Origin of the sequence: Anaerosolibacter sp., assembly GCF_029240175.1 — a bacterium.
Lineage (GTDB): Bacteria > Bacillota > Clostridia > Peptostreptococcales > Thermotaleaceae > Anaerosolibacter.
Window position 1 is genome coordinate 92,122 of the sequence record NZ_JARBTM010000011.1, and the last position, 14,901, is coordinate 107,022.

21 protein-coding genes and 2 tRNA genes are annotated in these 14,901 nt (G+C 36.9%); 21 read left to right on the forward strand and 2 right to left on the reverse strand.

The window, feature by feature from the left end:
• Window positions 1–85: transfer RNA gene (locus K0R93_RS09495), tRNA-Leu, on the forward strand.
• Window positions 86–159: 74 nt separating this feature from the next.
• Here K0R93_RS09495 and K0R93_RS09500 read toward each other — a convergent pair.
• Window positions 160–390, reverse strand: coding sequence for a DUF3892 domain-containing protein (locus tag K0R93_RS09500; protein ID WP_300300445.1), 231 nt, complete (start codon window positions 388–390; stop codon window positions 160–162).
• Between the two features lie 120 nt (window positions 391–510).
• On the opposite strand from K0R93_RS09500, the gene K0R93_RS09505 reads away from it, so the two are divergent.
• From K0R93_RS09505 to K0R93_RS09520, 4 genes are all read left to right on the forward strand, one after another.
• Window positions 511–768, forward strand: coding sequence for a hypothetical protein (locus tag K0R93_RS09505; protein WP_300300448.1), 258 nt, complete (start codon window positions 511–513; stop codon window positions 766–768).
• Between the two features lie 49 nt (window positions 769–817).
• Window positions 818–893 (forward strand) — tRNA-Val (locus K0R93_RS09510).
• A 172-nt stretch (window positions 894–1,065) separates the two neighbouring features.
• The gene (locus K0R93_RS09515; RefSeq protein ID WP_300300450.1) at window positions 1,066–1,218 is read left to right on the forward strand and encodes a hypothetical protein; all 153 of its coding nucleotides are present in this window, start codon (window positions 1,066–1,068) and stop codon (window positions 1,216–1,218) included.
• Window positions 1,219–1,509: 291 nt separating this feature from the next.
• A complete protein-coding gene (locus tag K0R93_RS09520) occupies window positions 1,510–2,619 on the forward strand; it encodes a C40 family peptidase (RefSeq protein ID WP_300300453.1) in 1,110 nt (369 codons plus the stop codon).
• 42 nt (window positions 2,620–2,661) lie between these two features.
• Here K0R93_RS09520 and K0R93_RS09525 read toward each other — a convergent pair whose 3' ends face one another.
• The gene (locus K0R93_RS09525; protein ID WP_300300456.1) at window positions 2,662–3,222 is read right to left on the reverse strand and encodes a lytic transglycosylase domain-containing protein; all 561 of its coding nucleotides are present in this window, start codon (window positions 3,220–3,222) and stop codon (window positions 2,662–2,664) included.
• Between the two features lie 142 nt (window positions 3,223–3,364).
• Between K0R93_RS09525 and dinB the strand changes: the two genes are divergently transcribed.
• The 16 genes from dinB to K0R93_RS09605 all read left to right on the forward strand — a co-directional run bounded on the left by dinB (window position 3,365) and on the right by K0R93_RS09605 (window position 14,862).
• Window positions 3,365–4,429: a DNA polymerase IV gene (gene dinB / locus K0R93_RS09530; protein WP_300300458.1), complete on the forward strand. Its 1,065-nt coding sequence runs from the start codon at window positions 3,365–3,367 to the stop codon at window positions 4,427–4,429.
• An 11-nt stretch (window positions 4,430–4,440) separates the two neighbouring features.
• Window positions 4,441–5,316: an SPOR domain-containing protein gene (locus K0R93_RS09535; protein ID WP_300300461.1), complete on the forward strand. Its 876-nt coding sequence runs from the start codon at window positions 4,441–4,443 to the stop codon at window positions 5,314–5,316.
• 96 nt (window positions 5,317–5,412) lie between these two features.
• The gene (locus K0R93_RS09540; protein ID WP_300300463.1) at window positions 5,413–5,880 is read left to right on the forward strand and encodes an ATP-binding protein; all 468 of its coding nucleotides are present in this window, start codon (window positions 5,413–5,415) and stop codon (window positions 5,878–5,880) included.
• Window positions 5,867–6,205 (forward strand): AraC family transcriptional regulator, encoded by a 339-nt coding sequence (locus K0R93_RS09545; protein WP_300300465.1) that lies wholly within the window; start codon window positions 5,867–5,869, stop codon window positions 6,203–6,205. Before K0R93_RS09540 ends, K0R93_RS09545 begins: the two co-directional genes overlap by 14 nt.
• A gap of 1 nt (window position 6,206) precedes the next feature.
• Window positions 6,207–6,938 (forward strand): PHP domain-containing protein, encoded by a 732-nt coding sequence (locus tag K0R93_RS09550; protein ID WP_300300467.1) that lies wholly within the window; start codon window positions 6,207–6,209, stop codon window positions 6,936–6,938.
• A gap of 2 nt (window positions 6,939–6,940) precedes the next feature.
• Window positions 6,941–7,495 carry an ATP-binding protein gene (locus K0R93_RS09555; protein ID WP_300300469.1) on the forward strand — a complete coding sequence of 185 codons (555 nt, stop codon included), beginning with the start codon at window positions 6,941–6,943 and terminating at the stop codon, window positions 7,493–7,495.
• 303 nt (window positions 7,496–7,798) lie between these two features.
• The gene (rsxC, locus tag K0R93_RS09560; protein WP_300300471.1) at window positions 7,799–9,121 is read left to right on the forward strand and encodes an electron transport complex subunit RsxC; all 1,323 of its coding nucleotides are present in this window, start codon (window positions 7,799–7,801) and stop codon (window positions 9,119–9,121) included.
• Window positions 9,122–9,135: 14 nt separating this feature from the next.
• Window positions 9,136–10,080 (forward strand): RnfABCDGE type electron transport complex subunit D, encoded by a 945-nt coding sequence (locus K0R93_RS09565; RefSeq protein WP_300300473.1) that lies wholly within the window; start codon window positions 9,136–9,138, stop codon window positions 10,078–10,080.
• A complete protein-coding gene (locus K0R93_RS09570; protein ID WP_300300475.1) occupies window positions 10,081–10,644 on the forward strand; it encodes an RnfABCDGE type electron transport complex subunit G in 564 nt (187 codons plus the stop codon).
• A gap of 16 nt (window positions 10,645–10,660) precedes the next feature.
• Window positions 10,661–11,263 carry an electron transport complex subunit RsxE gene (gene rsxE, locus K0R93_RS09575; protein ID WP_300300477.1) on the forward strand — a complete coding sequence of 201 codons (603 nt, stop codon included), beginning with the start codon at window positions 10,661–10,663 and terminating at the stop codon, window positions 11,261–11,263.
• A 12-nt stretch (window positions 11,264–11,275) separates the two neighbouring features.
• Window positions 11,276–11,857: an electron transport complex subunit RsxA gene (gene rsxA / locus K0R93_RS09580; RefSeq protein ID WP_300300505.1), complete on the forward strand. Its 582-nt coding sequence runs from the start codon at window positions 11,276–11,278 to the stop codon at window positions 11,855–11,857.
• Between the two features lie 16 nt (window positions 11,858–11,873).
• The gene (locus tag K0R93_RS09585; RefSeq protein WP_300300507.1) at window positions 11,874–12,857 is read left to right on the forward strand and encodes an RnfABCDGE type electron transport complex subunit B; all 984 of its coding nucleotides are present in this window, start codon (window positions 11,874–11,876) and stop codon (window positions 12,855–12,857) included.
• Between the two features lie 229 nt (window positions 12,858–13,086).
• A complete protein-coding gene (locus tag K0R93_RS09590) occupies window positions 13,087–13,461 on the forward strand; it encodes a NusG domain II-containing protein (protein ID WP_300300509.1) in 375 nt (124 codons plus the stop codon).
• A gap of 15 nt (window positions 13,462–13,476) precedes the next feature.
• Complete coding sequence (locus K0R93_RS09595) at window positions 13,477–14,007, forward strand: Gx transporter family protein (RefSeq protein ID WP_300300511.1); 531 nt, start codon at window positions 13,477–13,479, stop codon at window positions 14,005–14,007.
• Between the two features lie 18 nt (window positions 14,008–14,025).
• Entirely contained in the window at window positions 14,026–14,274 is a 249-nt protein-coding gene (locus tag K0R93_RS09600) for a DUF4321 domain-containing protein (RefSeq protein ID WP_300300513.1), read from the forward strand.
• Between the two features lie 9 nt (window positions 14,275–14,283).
• Window positions 14,284–14,862 carry a nucleoside triphosphate pyrophosphatase gene (locus K0R93_RS09605; RefSeq protein WP_300300516.1) on the forward strand — a complete coding sequence of 193 codons (579 nt, stop codon included), beginning with the start codon at window positions 14,284–14,286 and terminating at the stop codon, window positions 14,860–14,862.
• Window positions 14,863–14,901 lie beyond the last annotated feature (39 nt).

The window sequence follows — 14,901 nt, forward strand, 5'->3', positions numbered from 1 at the left end:
GCGGGCGTGCTGGAATCGGCAGACAGGCACGTTTGAGGGGCGTGTGTCAACAGACGTATGGGTTCAAGTCCCATCGCCCGCACCAAATAATAGATACGAAAGTATCTACTTCTTTTTATTGTGTACTTATATACAATGATCTTTACCAGCCATCGATGATTAAAATGTTTCAAGGCGATCTAAATTGTCAGAACTTTTATCATTAGGGTTGCTACGAAGGTATTCTTGTCCATTTTTCGCTTTACCCACATTCACGCCTTCAATTTTATGATCCTTAGCCAGTTCAATTGCGTCAGTAATGGAATACACATTTCCGTCATTCAACATTACATCAGTGATATCGCCTTGGCTATTTTTCCTAACCTTCAATATTTTTCCTTGATCTCCCATGAATATCCCTCCTTTTGAATAGTTTTCTCAGTAAGGCGAATAATATTCAAGATGCGGTTTATTCCACTTTTATCAGTAGGAGCTAACGGTCAATCCATATTTAGAAGGAAAGAATATAAAATGAAAATCTTGAACAAATTACAGCAAAGAGTACATCGGCTTGAGCAAGCGATTGGTGATTTTGAGGAAATGTTGAATAATGAAGAGGTAAGAAAACAACTAGATGCTATAGCGTATATAAGTCGAAAGCTAAAGGATTTAAATGAAAAAAGAGAAGAATATATCGTCTGTATTCAAGCTATAACATACTTAGAAGAGCATCTGAAAAAAGATGACTTCCGGAAGATTATTACGATTGACGAGGATGTTATTGACTAAGATTTGCGTATGTTGTATGATTATATTGTAATAACATAATAAGAAACATGCGAGATTAACTCAGCTGGTAGAGTACTTCCTTGACGTGGAAGGAGTCAGGGGTTCGAGTCCCTTATCTCGCACCAATTTTAAAAAACTGCTCATGGGATGAGCAGTTTTTTAAAATTGGTGCGAGATAAATAACTAAATAAGGCAAGCTTGGTTTTGAAGTGGAAATTATTTCATAAAGAGAAGAAGGATTTTTCTTTTTTTTGGAGAAAATATACAGAAAATTAAGAAAAATAGGAGCGGATAGCTATGAGTGATAAATTAGAAAGATTTCATCAAGAACTTGAAGACCTAAACGAAATATTTGAGCAACTTGACGAATTAAATCAAAAAAGATTAGAAGAAGCGATTATCATGTTAAAGACAAAATTTGCTGATAGACTTAAAACTTATGATTATTAGGGGTGTGTGCCCTGGTTCTATACCTTAGACCAAATAAAACAAATTTCTCCCCAGAATTGGGAAGGTTTTTTAGATTTTGTGTAGAATTATATATTTAAAGAATCTAGTTGCTATTACATTTGTTTTATTCGAAGGATGTATTTATAGGTTTTAGGAAATAAATTTTAAAAATGAATAATAGCAAAGCGTAATATATTGGAACAAATGATTCGACACCGTAATATTTTATATCGAAAAGGTGGACATATTCAAAGCAGATACTTTTGGACTATGGCTGAGGGGGTTAATTAAATGGGTAAGGGCATCAAACGAATGATTATTTTAACACTGATTTTATTGTGCGCGCTTTTAATGGTGACAGTTGCTAATGCAGAAGAGTCTGCAAAGGGAGTTGTTATAGCTAAAGATGTAAATGTTAGAAGTGGAGCAGACGCTACTTCATCAGTGATAGGTACCTTAGCCCTAGGAGAATATGTTCAAATTCTTGACAGTGAGGATGACTGGTACCTTATACAGTTGAACAATGGCAGTCAAGGTTGGGTGTATAATGATTTAGTTGTTCCTATGAATGACAATAAAGAGTTAGTAAAAAGAGGCATTATAAACGGTGATGGTGTCAATGTTAGGGATTTACCTAATTTAGATGCAAATATTCTACAAGTGCTTAATAAGAATGTGGAAATAAAAATTATTGGTGAAAACGCTGAATGGTATGAGATTGTCATTAGCGATCAGTTGAAGGGATGGGTTCATTCAGATTTTGTTGAATTATCACAAAATTATGGCGCTGGCAGGGTAGCTGGTTCAAAAGTCAACATGAGAAAAACACCTGCACTTGATGGTGAAATTCTTGCTACTCTTGGAATGGACAGCCCTGTTTCAATCAAGTCTTTTGAGAATGGTTGGTATAACATCATTACCCAAAACGGTATTGAGGGATGGGTTCATCAAGATTATATTACAATAGTATTAGATGGAAACACAAGTGCGGATGTATCTAGATCAGCTGAAAGAATGCCAATAATGAGTAAAATTGTTGATGTAGCAAAAAAATATTTAGGGATACCATATAGATATGGATCAAATGGGCCAAGTAGTTTTGACTGTTCGGGATTTACATCTTATGTATTTAAGAGTGCTGGATACTCTATCTCTAGATCTTCAAGAGATCAGGCACATAACGGAGAAAAGGTCACTAAGTCCGATCTAAAAGCAGGTGATTTAGTTTTCTTTGATACTTCAGGAAAGATCGATGGAAACATATCCCACGTAGGTATTTATATTGGTGATGGAAGGTTTATACATGCTTCTTCAGGTAAGAGCGCGAAGAAAGTAGTTATTTCAGAACTAAATGAAGGATATTATAAAGACCGATTCGTTACAGCAAGACGAATAATCTAATAAACAAACCCCCTACATTTCAAATGTAGGGGGTTTGTTATACTACTCTTCGGATTCAGCTTTAATATAATCGCTTTGTTTTGAAAGAACCTTTTTAACATAATTCTGTGTTTCCGAAAATGGTGGGATACCATTATATTTATCAACATTTCCAGGACCTGCATTGTATGCAGCAAGGGCAAGGTTTACGTTGCCCTTGTAGCGGTTCAACATATCACGAAGATATTTTGTACCCCCTTCAATATTTTGAGCTGGATCCCACGGGTTCGAAACACCCACTGACTTTGCTGTCTGGGGCATTAATTGCATAAGACCTTGTGCACCAACTTTAGAGAGGGCGGTTGTATTGAAATTGGATTCTACATTCATAACAGCTTTGATCAAGTTCTTATCTACATTATACCGATCAGCTGCATTTTCGATGAGCGGGTCTACAGCATCTGCGCCAATCTCAGTGCTTAAGTGCTTTTCAACCTCAGTATCGAAAATATCCTGAAAGTCACCATTTGGTTCTTCTTTTATAATATTTACTCCAGCAGGCAATCTGCTTTGAATTTCTGATAGTTTTTGATGAATGATACTTTGAATATTTATATGATTCATATATTTACTCCTTTGGCATAGATAGAATGAAACGAATTGTCTAATATAACAATTATCGGCAAAAACAGCTGTCTTCTTTATGATATAATGAAAAAAATTGCTTTATTTATAAATCATTTATATTTATTGAGGTGAATGATGGATGGGTGAAAGACAAATAATCCATGTGGATATGGATGCATTTTATGCTTCGGTCGAACAAAACGATCATCCTGAGCTAAGAAATAAGCCAGTAGCAGTAGGTGGAAATCCTGATAGAAGGGGTGTTGTATGTACCGCATCCTATGAAGCAAGAAAGTTTGGTGTGCGCTCTGCCATGGCTTCTAAAAAGGCACAGCTGCTATGTCCCCACTTAATTTTTGTGCCAGTTCGAATGGAGCGATACACTGAAGTGTCTCGGAAAATTTTAGGAATTTTTGAAGACTATACCGATTGTATCGAGCCATTATCGATCGACGAGGCTTTCCTCGATGTAACCGGTAAAAATGGGATTAGAATTGGAAAAGAAATAAAGGATAGAATAAGAACAGAACTAGCCTTAACTGCATCAGTGGGAATTTCGGTAAATAAATATTTGGCTAAGCTAGCATCAGACTACCAAAAGCCCAATGGATTTATGATTATTACGGAAGAAGAAGCGGGCAAGTTTTTATTGCCTTTACCAGTGAGAAAACTTTGGGGAGTTGGACCTAAAACTGAAAATGAACTGAACAAATTAGGCATATATTATATTAAGGATTTATTAAACTATGATCAGAATGTTCTTATAGATAGGTTCGGAAAAAAAGGAATTGAATTATTAAGTTTAGCACAAGGAAAAGATGATAGGCCTGTAGAAAATAAACACAGACGGAAGTCTATTGGTGAGGAAATGACCTTTGAAACAGATATCGATGATATGAATATTCTGCTCAAATATGCGAAAGACTGTTCCTTGATTTTAGGAGATAGGCTTAAGGAGAATGGTTTTAAGGCAAAAACTATTACTTTAAAGGTGAAATTTGAAGACTTTGTATGTGTAACGAGAAGCATTACATTACCAAACTTTACTGATATGGGTCAAGAGATTTATCAGCATGCATCAAATATAATACAAAATAAAATTAGCAAGACGAAAAAAATACGATTGTTAGGTATTCAAGTTTCAAATATAAGATATCCAGATGAACCACAACAGCTACTAATGGATTTTGAAGGATTATTTTAGGGGGGAAGGAAATGAGAATTACAAGAAGGAAGCTAAAACAGGAATATAAGAGCAAAAGCGTTGGACTTACAGTGGCTTTTACTATCTTATTGCCTATGCTCTCGATTTATTTAGGGTATACGGCTTTTAAGCTTTTCATCGTGCCAGGTATGCAGCCAAAGGAACAACCGCAGCAATCTAGCGTCATGCCATCTGAACAAGCTGTTGTAGAAACCCAAAACAGCAGCGAGGCTATTCCTGATGAAGAAGTATCAGAAGAAGCATTTGTAACAACTTTTGAATTAGAAGGCTTAAATTTCTATAGCATTCAGACCGGAAAATTTACCACCACTGAAAATGCAGAAACTATGAAAACAGAATTGAATAGGAAGGGATATCAGGGATATGTATATCAAAATGATGGATATAAAGTGATTGCAATTTCATCTCTATCTCGCACTGGGATAGAGGTAGAACTCCAAAAGATACGTAAAGCGTATCCTGACGCATATATTACATCAATAAATATACCTGCCCAACAGATAAAGTATGAGAAGGATGATGGAAAAAATACACTAAGCATTGAAACACAGCGTGATAAATTCATAGATATCCTTTTGGAAATGTCTGAACATGGAGATCAAATGCTAAAGGAAAATGTCGATGCTGAACGGATAAGGACTATAGCCAATGAAAACATAACTGCACTTGAAAGTATCAAGAACGAATTGAACAATATTTCGACAACGTCGAGTGTGGGAGAATTAACTCAAAAACTTATAAAAGTAATTGATGTAGGTCTAATACATTTAAATGAGGCAAAACAGTCAGGAAGCAATTTTGATTACCAAGGAGCTTTAAATGAGATTTTATATGAATACTTGGCTTTTACCATGAACAGTAAATAGAAGCAGAAAATTCATGATTAAAAAGATGCACTATTATCTAAGAAAATTAAACGATATAGGGATTCTGAATTGTTCTAGAAAGAGAGGTGGTTAGAAATGGAGAATAAAATATCTTCGGAAAGTCTAAAACTGGAATTTGAGGTGGCGAAAGAAGATTTTTCAAGGGCTGGGGAAGCATCAAGCAATATTAAGAAGGTTCTTAGACAATTGGGAATCGATGCACAGATTATCCGGAGAGTTGCAATTGCTACCTATGAAGCAGAAATCAATATTGTAATTCACTCAGAAGGAGGTAAAATCACATTATATATCTATCCTGAATTCATTCAGATTACAGCAGCAGACAAGGGACCTGGTATTGAGAATATTGAACTTGCTATGAAAGAAGGTTTCTCTACAGCATCTAACAGAGTGAGGGAACTTGGCTTTGGTGCAGGGATGGGTCTTCCTAACATGAAAAGATGTTGTGATACATTTACGATTGAATCTGAGAGAGGTAAATCAACAGTAGTAACAATGCTGATAAATATGAACAAAGGTGGAGATAACCATGATAATCATTAAAGATTTAGTTGATAAATACGATTTTCGCATAGTAACAGGGGAAGAGCATATAAATCGTGAGATTAGAGGTTTATACTGCTGTGATCTGTTAAGCTGGGTAATGTCACATGCCAAGCAGCAAGATGCATGGATTACTGTACAAACACATACCAATATTGTCGCAGTTGCAGCGCTGTTAGATATTGGTTGTATAATTATACCTGAGAATATCACAATTGAAAGTGAAACAATATCTAAAGCGGTTGAAGAAGGTGTTGTCATCTTGCGAACACCATTAAGCGCATATCATATTTTTTGCTGTTTTCAAGAATTAGGACTCAAATGATATGAAAATTGCTATAGATTTCCATATACATACAGCCCTTTCACCATGTGGTGATGAGGATATGACACCAAATAACATCATCGGTATGAGTGTCCTTAAAGGCTTGGATGCTATTGCAATAACAGACCATAATACCATTGAAAATTGTGATGCATGTATGACTGTAGGTCTCAAACATAATCTCATTGTAATCCCTGGAATGGAGCTGCAGACAAAGGAAGAAGTACATCTTTTATGTCTATTCAAGAATTTATCAGCAGCGAAAGAATTTCAAAACAAGGTATATGAAAAAATGAGTATAAAGGAGAATTTATCGGAATTATTTGGAAAGCAGATAATATATGATGACAAAGACCAGCCTGTAGGGGAAAATAGACGAATGTTAATTTCATCTGTCAATATGTCACTCGAGGAAGCATTTAGAGATGTAGATTTACTAGAAGGGGTTGTTATTCCAGCCCATGTAGATAAAAGTTCCTATAGTATTATCGCAAATCTTGGATTTATTCCCCCGAATTTACCCATATCTATAATAGAAATATCAAAAAATGGCAATCATGGAGCATTGATGAAGAAGTTCCATTTCTTGCAAAGATATAAATCCTTAAGGAATTCTGATGCTCATTATTTGCATGACATTTTAGAGAGAGAAAGCTTTATAGAAGTGGAGGAAAAAAGCATTTTTGGCATATTGGAGGCACTAAAAGCTGGAAATATTATTGGAGGCAGCTAAGGATGAGAGAGCTATCATTACATATTTTAGACATTGCTCAAAACAGCATAACAGCAGAATCAACTTTTATTGAAATTGAAGTGCATGAGGATACGATAAATGATGAGATCATCATAAATATCATAGATAATGGCAAGGGAATGGATGAGAGTTTTTTGAAAAGTGTAGCAGATCCCTTTGTTACAACAAGAAAGACTAGGAAGGTAGGATTAGGAATTTCATTATTTAAAGCTGCTGCTGAGATGTGCAATGGCAGGTTTGAAATACATTCAAAGCTTGGCAGCGGCACTACTGTTACGGCACGATTTCAGCGCAGTCATATCGACCTAGTACCGTTGGGAAATATGGCGGAGACGATGATCACATTAATCATGGCAAATGAAATGATTGATTATGTATATAAACATATTTTTGATGGAAAAACATTTGTTTTTGATACGAGAGAGGTGAGACTGGTATTGGAAAGCGTGCCGTTAGGAGATCTTGGAGTATTGCAATGGATAAGAGACCATATTGATGAAGGAATTTGTGAAATAAAAAGAGTCTACGTTGAATAGAGCAGCGAGTGGGAATGAAACAATGTAAGATATCCCTGAGGTGACTCATCATTTATTGACATAATTCTTCGTAAGTTATATCATAGAAGTAAGGTTCATGTTAAGTAGTTTATTTTTTTTTATATGAGCTTCTATATTTTTTTGAATGATTCTAATTTATTTTTACTAACGCATGGTGTATACAGTAGACAAAAAAATGAGTTAGTATTTTAACAATGCAGGATATTCAAAAAAGGTATAGAAATATTTTTATTTGTGGCAATACTTAGTTATATAATTTTTTAATAATGAGGGGTGAAAAAAATGGGTTTCTTGTCCTTTAGGGGTGGAGTACATCCACCACATTTTAAAGAAGCGACTACTCGCTTAAAGGTAGAGAAAGCTAAGGAACCAGCAGTTGTTACTATTCCTCTTCAGCAGCATATCGGGGCACCTTGTGAGCCGATTGTTAAAGTTGGAGATCAGGTAAAAGTAGGACAAAAGATTGGCGAGACATCTGCATTTGTATCTACACCAGTGCATAGTAGTGTATCAGGTACGGTAAAGCAAATTGCACGTATGCTTACACCAACTGGGGAAGCTGTCTGTATAGTTATTGAATCGGATGGATTGAACACTGTTCACGAAAACGTTATCCCGAAAGGGGATATTTCGAATCTTTCCGGTAAAGAGATTTTAAGCATTATAAAAGATGCTGGAATTGTTGGGATGGGTGGAGCTGCATTCCCAACCCATGTAAAATTGTCTCCTCCACCAGAAAAGAAGATAGAAGAAATTGTTCTTAATGGTGCAGAGTGTGAACCTTATTTGACGGCTGACCATAGGTTAATGCTTGAAAATCCTGATGATATCATCTATGGGTTAAAAGCGATGATGAAAGTTCTAAATGTTACAAAAGCTTACATTGGTATAGAAGATAACAAACCTGATGCCATTGAAAGCATGAAAAGAGCTGTTGAGAAAGAATCAGGCATCCAAGTTGTAGGACTTCATACAAAGTATCCTCAAGGTGCTGAAAAACAGTTGATTTATGCATGTACAAAAAAAGAGGTTCCATCTGGCGGACTTCCAATGGACGTTGGTGTTGTCGTAAATAATGTAGGAACAGCTGCAGCGATTGCTAACGTGATTAAGACTGGAATGCCTTTGGTTGAAAGAATTGCTACGATTACAGGAAAAGGTATCAAAGATCCTAAAAACCTGTTAATTAAGATTGGAACTCCATTTAAAGAAATTATTGAGCAGTGCGGTGGCTATAATGGAAATCCCGGGAAGGTTATCATGGGGGGACCTATGATGGGGCTAGCTCAATATACTGATGAAATTCCTGCGATTAAAGGAACATCAGGAATATTAGTATTATCACAAGAAGAAGCTAGATTACCAGAACCGAAACCATGTATTCGATGTGGAAAATGTGTTGAAATTTGTCCGGCGTTTATTCAGCCGTTGTATATCAGTGCATATGCTCTGCAAAACATGCATGAAACAGCAGAGAAGTATAACGCCCTTGACTGTATAGAATGTGGCTCTTGTTCTTTCATATGTCCTTCAAAAAGGCCATTGCTACAGTCAATAAGAGTATCTAAGCGTGAAATTATCGCGAAGAAAAGAAAGACGAAGTAATGGAGGGGATTCGTATGGATAATAGATTAATTGTATCTTCATCTCCCCATTTGCGGGCAGATGATTCAATTAACCGCATTATGCGGGATGTTGTAATTGCACTACTTCCGGCTACATTAGCAGGTATTTATTTTTTTAGAATGGGCGCAGTAAAAGTAATTCTTGCAGCAATAATAGCTGCTGTTGTTACTGAGGCTGTGATTCAAAAAGTGAGGAAACAGCCTGTTACGATTAACGATTGGAGTGCTGTGGTAACAGGATTACTTCTGGCATTTAATATACCAGCTACAGCACCCTGGTGGTTACCTGTAATTGGTTCTATTTTCGCTATTGCTATCGTAAAACATACTTTTGGCGGTTTAGGCCACAATTTTATGAATCCAGCTTTGGCAGCTCGTGCTATGCTTTTGGCATCCTGGCCTGTACCTATGACTAATTGGGTTACACCTGGTGCAGACGCTGTAAGCACAGCGACACCGTTAGCCCTGATCAGTGGTACTGAAGCGGCGGGACAGGCACTGCCTTCAATGGTAGATTTACTCATAGGGAATGTGGGTGGATGTATCGGAGAAACCTCTGCTATACTTTTAATACTAGGTGGCGTATATCTGATTTTTAGGGGTGTAATCACACCGAGAATTCCAGTGATTTATATTTCAACAGTTGCAGTGTTAACATTCGTATTGGGTGGAGGATTTAGTCTCCAATATATGATCTATCAAGTGTTAGCTGGCGGATTGATGCTTGGTGCTTTCTACATGGCTACCGATTATGCATCTTCACCTGTAACACCTAAAGGGCAAGTGATTTATGCTTTAGGATGTGGTATCCTAACAAGTATTATAAGACTTTATGGAGGATATCCAGAGGGAGTATCCTACTCAATACTGTTAATGAACGTGGCTGCGCCGCTTATCGATAAGTATACCAGCCCAAGAGTATTTGGGGAGGTGAAGTAAATGCGAGATATAATAAGATTAGGATTAATATTATTGCTCATTACAGCTGTGGCAGCAGCAGTACTTGCATGGACCAATGATGTGACGATGGAGCCTATCGCGGATCAAGTGCTTCAAGCGAATATTACTGCCCGCCAGAGTGTCCTATCGGATGCCAGTGAATTTGAAGAGATGTCAACAGATACGTTTGCAGGTTATGCGAATGTTTTAGAAGTATATAAAGGCCTTAAAGATGGGCAAGTGGTTGGATACACTATAAAGACGAATCCTAGTGGATATGCCGGACCAATAGAAGTGATGATCGGTATTTCTGTAGATGGAGTAATCCAAGGTGTTAGCGTAGGAAATCATTCCGAAACACCTGGATTAGGCGCAAAAGCATCCGATGACCAATTTAAGAATCAGTATAATGACAAGAAAGCTGAAGGCCAAATTGATGTTATCAAAGCTGGAACACCGAAAGATAATGAAATTATTTCAATTTCTGGCGCAACAATTACTTCCAGAGCCGTTACAGCGGGTGTAAATGCTGCTATTCAATTATATAATGAAGCACTGAAATAGAATGTGGGGTGGTAAAATGAAAATTGGCAATACATTTCTAAGAGGAATTCTATATGACAATCCGATTTTTATACAATTGCTAGGTATGTGCCCAACCCTTGCAGTTACAACTTCTGCTGTAAATGGAGTGGGTATGGGTCTTGCGACAACAGCAGTATTGTTAGGATCAAATGTGGTTATTGCGATGATAAAAAAGTTCATACCTGCTAAAATTCGTATACCTGCTTACGTTGTTGTAATAGCAACCTTTGTAACTGTTATCGGTTTATTGATGAAGGCATTTGTTCCAGCATTGGATAAAGCACTAGGCTTGTTTATCCCGTTAATTGTTGTTAACTGTATCATTTTAGCAAGAGCAGAGGCATTTGCTTCTAAGAATTCAGTGCTTTTATCTGCAGTTGATGGAATTGGTATGGGGTTAGGATTTACAATCTCCTTAACAATACTAGGTTCAGTGAGAGAGATCCTTGGTGCAGGTTCTATATTTGGAAAAGCAATATTTGGCGCTTCATATCAACCTGCTTTGATCATGATTTTGCCTCCAGGAGCTTTCCTTGCTTTAGGATGCTTACTTGCTCTATACAACTGGACGGTTTCTAAAAAAGCAAATCAATTTTAAGGGGGGATATTGATGTCAGCAAGTGGATTATTTATTATATTTGTCAGTGCATTACTTGTTAATAACTTTGTTTTATCAAGGTTTCTAGGGATATGTCCTTTTTTAGGTGTTTCAAAACAGGTTGAGACGGCTGCGGGTATGGGAATGGCCGTAACCTTCGTTATGACATTAGCCTCCATCATCACCTATCTTGTTCAAATCTTTATTTTAGATACAATGGGCCTAGGCTACCTTCAAACAATAGCTTTTATTCTTGTTATAGCAGCATTGGTTCAATTTGTTGAGATGGTTATTCAGAAAACCAGCCCAACCCTCTATCAAGCTTTAGGGGTGTATTTACCTCTAATCACTACAAACTGTGCTGTTTTAGGGGTTGCGTTATTAAATATTCAGTCTGAGTTTAATTTAATAGAAACGATTGTAAATGCGATCGGTGCATCATTAGGATTCTCACTAGCGATTATCCTATTTGCAGGGATAAGAGAAAGATTAGAGATTGCAGACGTGCCAGCTGTTTTTAAAGGCTTTCCTATTGCACTCATAACAGCGAGTCTAATGTCGATTGCTTTCTTAGGCTTTACTGGACTCGTTTAGACAGGAGGGATACGAGATGGATTTAAATACATTATTACTTCCGGTTGCAGGATTGGGAGGATTAGGCTTGGTTTTTGGAGCTGGATTGGCATATGCTTCTCAAAAATTTGCTGTTGAGGTAGACCCAAGGGTCGAGGCTATTCGGGATGTACTTCCAGGGGCTAACTGTGGTGGATGTGGCTATCCAGGATGTGATGGATTTGCCAATGCAGTTGCTGCTGGAAATGCACCTGTAACTGGGTGTCCAGTTGGCGGGGCAGATTGTGCTAAAAATATTGCAGAGATCATGGGTGTAGAAGCTGGAGATGCCGCAAAAAAGGTTGCCAGAGTTATTTGCAGCGGAGACACAAAAAACTGTAAAGAGAAATTTGACTATTTCGGAATTCAGGATTGTAAAGCTGCTGCAATGGTATCAGGTGGAAGCAAAAGTTGTGCTTATGGATGTTTAGGACTTGGAACATGTGTAAATGCATGTCAGTTCGATGCCATCGAAATAACGGATGGAAGAATAGCTAGAATTATTCCAGAACGATGTACTGCATGCGGCAAATGTATTGAAGTTTGTCCAAAATCTGTGATTCACTTTGTACCCTTTGAGCAGGATGTGATCGTAGATTGTAACAACGAAGAAGTAGGTAAGGTCGTTCGGCAAAAATGTAATGTAGGGTGTATAGCTTGCCAGATTTGTGTTAAAGCATGCCCTTTTGATGCCATGGAGTTTTCAAACAATTTGGCAAAGATCAACTATGAAAAATGTACAAATTGCATGATTTGTGCCGAAAAGTGCCCGACAAAAGCAATCTATGCGGATTTCGAAAAAAGAAGAAAGGCTGAGATTATTGAAGAAAATTGTATAGGTTGTACAATTTGTAAAAAACAGTGTCCAGTCGATGCTATTGAAGGAGAATTGAAACAAGTACACAAGATTTTAGAAGATAAATGTATAGGTTGTGGAGCTTGTGAAGTGAAATGCCCTAAGAAAACGATTAAAATGAAATAAAATGAAATAGAACATGCTCGCAGTGGGCATGTTCTATTTTTAAGATCGAGTAATTATGGTATTTATATGAAAAAAATACTACTTGTCATTGAAATATCAAAATGTTAAACTTAAACTGTGTTTAAAGGAAAAACATAGTTTTCCTAAAAAAATCTCCCTATTCTTGAGTAAACTAGTTATAGAGTATGTAGATTTTGGAAAAATTATTAGTAAATGTGAGTTGATGAGTGTGACAAAATGGGACAAAATTTTGATCGTTAGTATCGTCATGTTCAGTATGATTGGATTATTTATTGTCAAAGAAATTAGTGTGAATAGTGGTAACTTATATCTAGTGATTGAGGTGGAGGGCAAGGAATACAAAAAGATATCCCTTGATGCCAATAAAGAGAAGGAATTGATTGAGATTAACTCAGAAGAGGGACATAATCTAATTGAAATTGAAGGATCGAGTGTAAGAATTACAGAAGCTGATTGTAAAGATCAACTATGTGTGAAAATGGGTTGGTTAGATAGAGCCAATCAAATCAGCATTTGCCTGCCGAACAGGGTATCAATAAAGCTAATTACCAATAAATCAGATGTTGATATTATAAGCTATTAGGGTGTGATATGATATATGAAAGTTAAAAAGCTACTGTATTTGTCGATGATCGTTTCTATCGGAATAGCGTTGCACATTATAGAATCTTCTATACCAATTCCTTTCATCGCTCCAGGGGCGAAGTTAGGGCTTGCGAATATAGTGAATTTAATTACCTTGGTAGTATTCGGGTATAAACATGCCTTTGCGGTGGCAGTTATCAGATGTTTGGTAGCTACCCTTGGTACTGGCGCTGTAACAGGACTTCTATATAGCCTATCAGGTGCATTGTTAAGTACCTTGGTAATGTGGCTGGTATACAGAAAATTTTCTCGATATTTTAGTCTTATTGGTGTCAGCGTATTTGGAGCTCTTGCCCATAATATTGCCCAATTAACTGTGGCAAGTATTATGATTCATAATGCTTTGATTTTTACTTATCTTCCAGTAATGATGTTAGTCAGTTTGTTCACAGGTTATTTTGTGGGACTCACATCAAATTATGCAACTGTTCATCTAAAAACTATACTATCAAGAAGTAACAGTTCGTCAAAATTTATTATGTAAGAGCAAGGGGGAGCATAAATGAAGGCAATGGGCAAAAATCCATTTTTACTATTGCTGCTGGTAGCGGTAGGCGGTATCATTGGAGGCATAATAGGTGATATTTTCAGGGACAGTGTCAAAATATTAAGCTATGGGAAGACCATTGGTTTTAGTCCGATGACTATAGATTTAAGTATTTTAAAGCTTACCCTTGGATTTGTTTTAAGTTTAAATCTTGCTAGTGTTTTAGGCATCATACTAGCTATTATAAATTTTAGCAAACTGTAGGTGATTTTCATGTCTAAGCTTATTCTAGCTTCTGGCTCTCCAAGGAGGGCAGAGATACTAAAAAATTTTAATATACCTTTTGAAGTCATTCCATCTACTATTGAGGAAAAGGTTCATGAGGGAGAAACTCCGGAACAAATAGTTATGGCTCTAGCTTTAGAAAAAGCCCATGATATTTCTAATAGCTGCTGTAAAGGCGATATTATCGTTGCAGCTGACACAGTCGTTGTGAAAGGAGATGTTCTCGGTAAGCCTCAGAGTTACGATGAAGCCTATAATATGTTAGCGAAGCTTCAAGATGATGTTCATGAGGTGATTACGGGCCTTGCAGTTATTCAGGCAGGCAGTCTTAGAAAAATAGTAACATTTGAAAAGACAACGGTTAAGGTCAAGCCTCTGACAGATGCTAAAATAAGAAGATATATCGATACAGGAGAAGTCTGGGACAAGGCAGGGTCTTATGCTATCCAAGGAATAGGATCAGCAATAGTGGAATGGATAGCGGGGGATTATTTTAATGTAGTTGGGCTGCCCATCAATAAATTGGAGTCTATCTTGAGTAATTATTTTTATATCGAATTACTTTAATAGAGAGCATTTATGTGAAACTACCAATAGAATGATCAA

What these genes read in the sequence shown, in the direction of transcription:
- K0R93_RS09565 (WP_300300473.1), top strand. Translation starts at nt 9,136, where the DNA reads ATGGATAATAGATTAATTGTATCTTCATCTCCCCATTTGCGGGCAGAT.
- rsxE (WP_300300477.1), top strand. Translation starts at nt 10,661, where the DNA reads ATGAAAATTGGCAATACATTTCTAAGAGGAATTCTATATGACAATCCG.
- K0R93_RS09550 (WP_300300467.1), top strand. Translation starts at nt 6,207, where the DNA reads ATGAAAATTGCTATAGATTTCCATATACATACAGCCCTTTCACCATGT.
- K0R93_RS09505 (WP_300300448.1), top strand. Translation starts at nt 511, where the DNA reads ATGAAAATCTTGAACAAATTACAGCAAAGAGTACATCGGCTTGAGCAA.
- K0R93_RS09585 (WP_300300507.1), top strand. Translation starts at nt 11,874, where the DNA reads ATGGATTTAAATACATTATTACTTCCGGTTGCAGGATTGGGAGGATTA.
- K0R93_RS09570 (WP_300300475.1), top strand. Translation starts at nt 10,081, where the DNA reads ATGCGAGATATAATAAGATTAGGATTAATATTATTGCTCATTACAGCT.
- K0R93_RS09525 (WP_300300456.1), bottom strand. Translation starts at nt 3,222, where the DNA reads ATGAATCATATAAATATTCAAAGTATCATTCATCAAAAACTATCAGAA.
- K0R93_RS09595 (WP_300300511.1), top strand. Translation starts at nt 13,477, where the DNA reads ATGAAAGTTAAAAAGCTACTGTATTTGTCGATGATCGTTTCTATCGGA.
- K0R93_RS09545 (WP_300300465.1), top strand. Translation starts at nt 5,867, where the DNA reads ATGATAATCATTAAAGATTTAGTTGATAAATACGATTTTCGCATAGTA.
- rsxC (WP_300300471.1), top strand. Translation starts at nt 7,799, where the DNA reads ATGGGTTTCTTGTCCTTTAGGGGTGGAGTACATCCACCACATTTTAAA.
- K0R93_RS09515 (WP_300300450.1), top strand. Translation starts at nt 1,066, where the DNA reads ATGAGTGATAAATTAGAAAGATTTCATCAAGAACTTGAAGACCTAAAC.
- K0R93_RS09605 (WP_300300516.1), top strand. Translation starts at nt 14,284, where the DNA reads ATGTCTAAGCTTATTCTAGCTTCTGGCTCTCCAAGGAGGGCAGAGATA.
- dinB (WP_300300458.1), top strand. Translation starts at nt 3,365, where the DNA reads ATGGGTGAAAGACAAATAATCCATGTGGATATGGATGCATTTTATGCT.
- K0R93_RS09520 (WP_300300453.1), top strand. Translation starts at nt 1,510, where the DNA reads ATGGGTAAGGGCATCAAACGAATGATTATTTTAACACTGATTTTATTG.
- K0R93_RS09500 (WP_300300445.1), bottom strand. Translation starts at nt 390, where the DNA reads ATGGGAGATCAAGGAAAAATATTGAAGGTTAGGAAAAATAGCCAAGGC.
- K0R93_RS09535 (WP_300300461.1), top strand. Translation starts at nt 4,441, where the DNA reads ATGAGAATTACAAGAAGGAAGCTAAAACAGGAATATAAGAGCAAAAGC.
- K0R93_RS09555 (WP_300300469.1), top strand. Translation starts at nt 6,941, where the DNA reads ATGAGAGAGCTATCATTACATATTTTAGACATTGCTCAAAACAGCATA.
- K0R93_RS09540 (WP_300300463.1), top strand. Translation starts at nt 5,413, where the DNA reads ATGGAGAATAAAATATCTTCGGAAAGTCTAAAACTGGAATTTGAGGTG.
- rsxA (WP_300300505.1), top strand. Translation starts at nt 11,276, where the DNA reads ATGTCAGCAAGTGGATTATTTATTATATTTGTCAGTGCATTACTTGTT.
- K0R93_RS09600 (WP_300300513.1), top strand. Translation starts at nt 14,026, where the DNA reads ATGAAGGCAATGGGCAAAAATCCATTTTTACTATTGCTGCTGGTAGCG.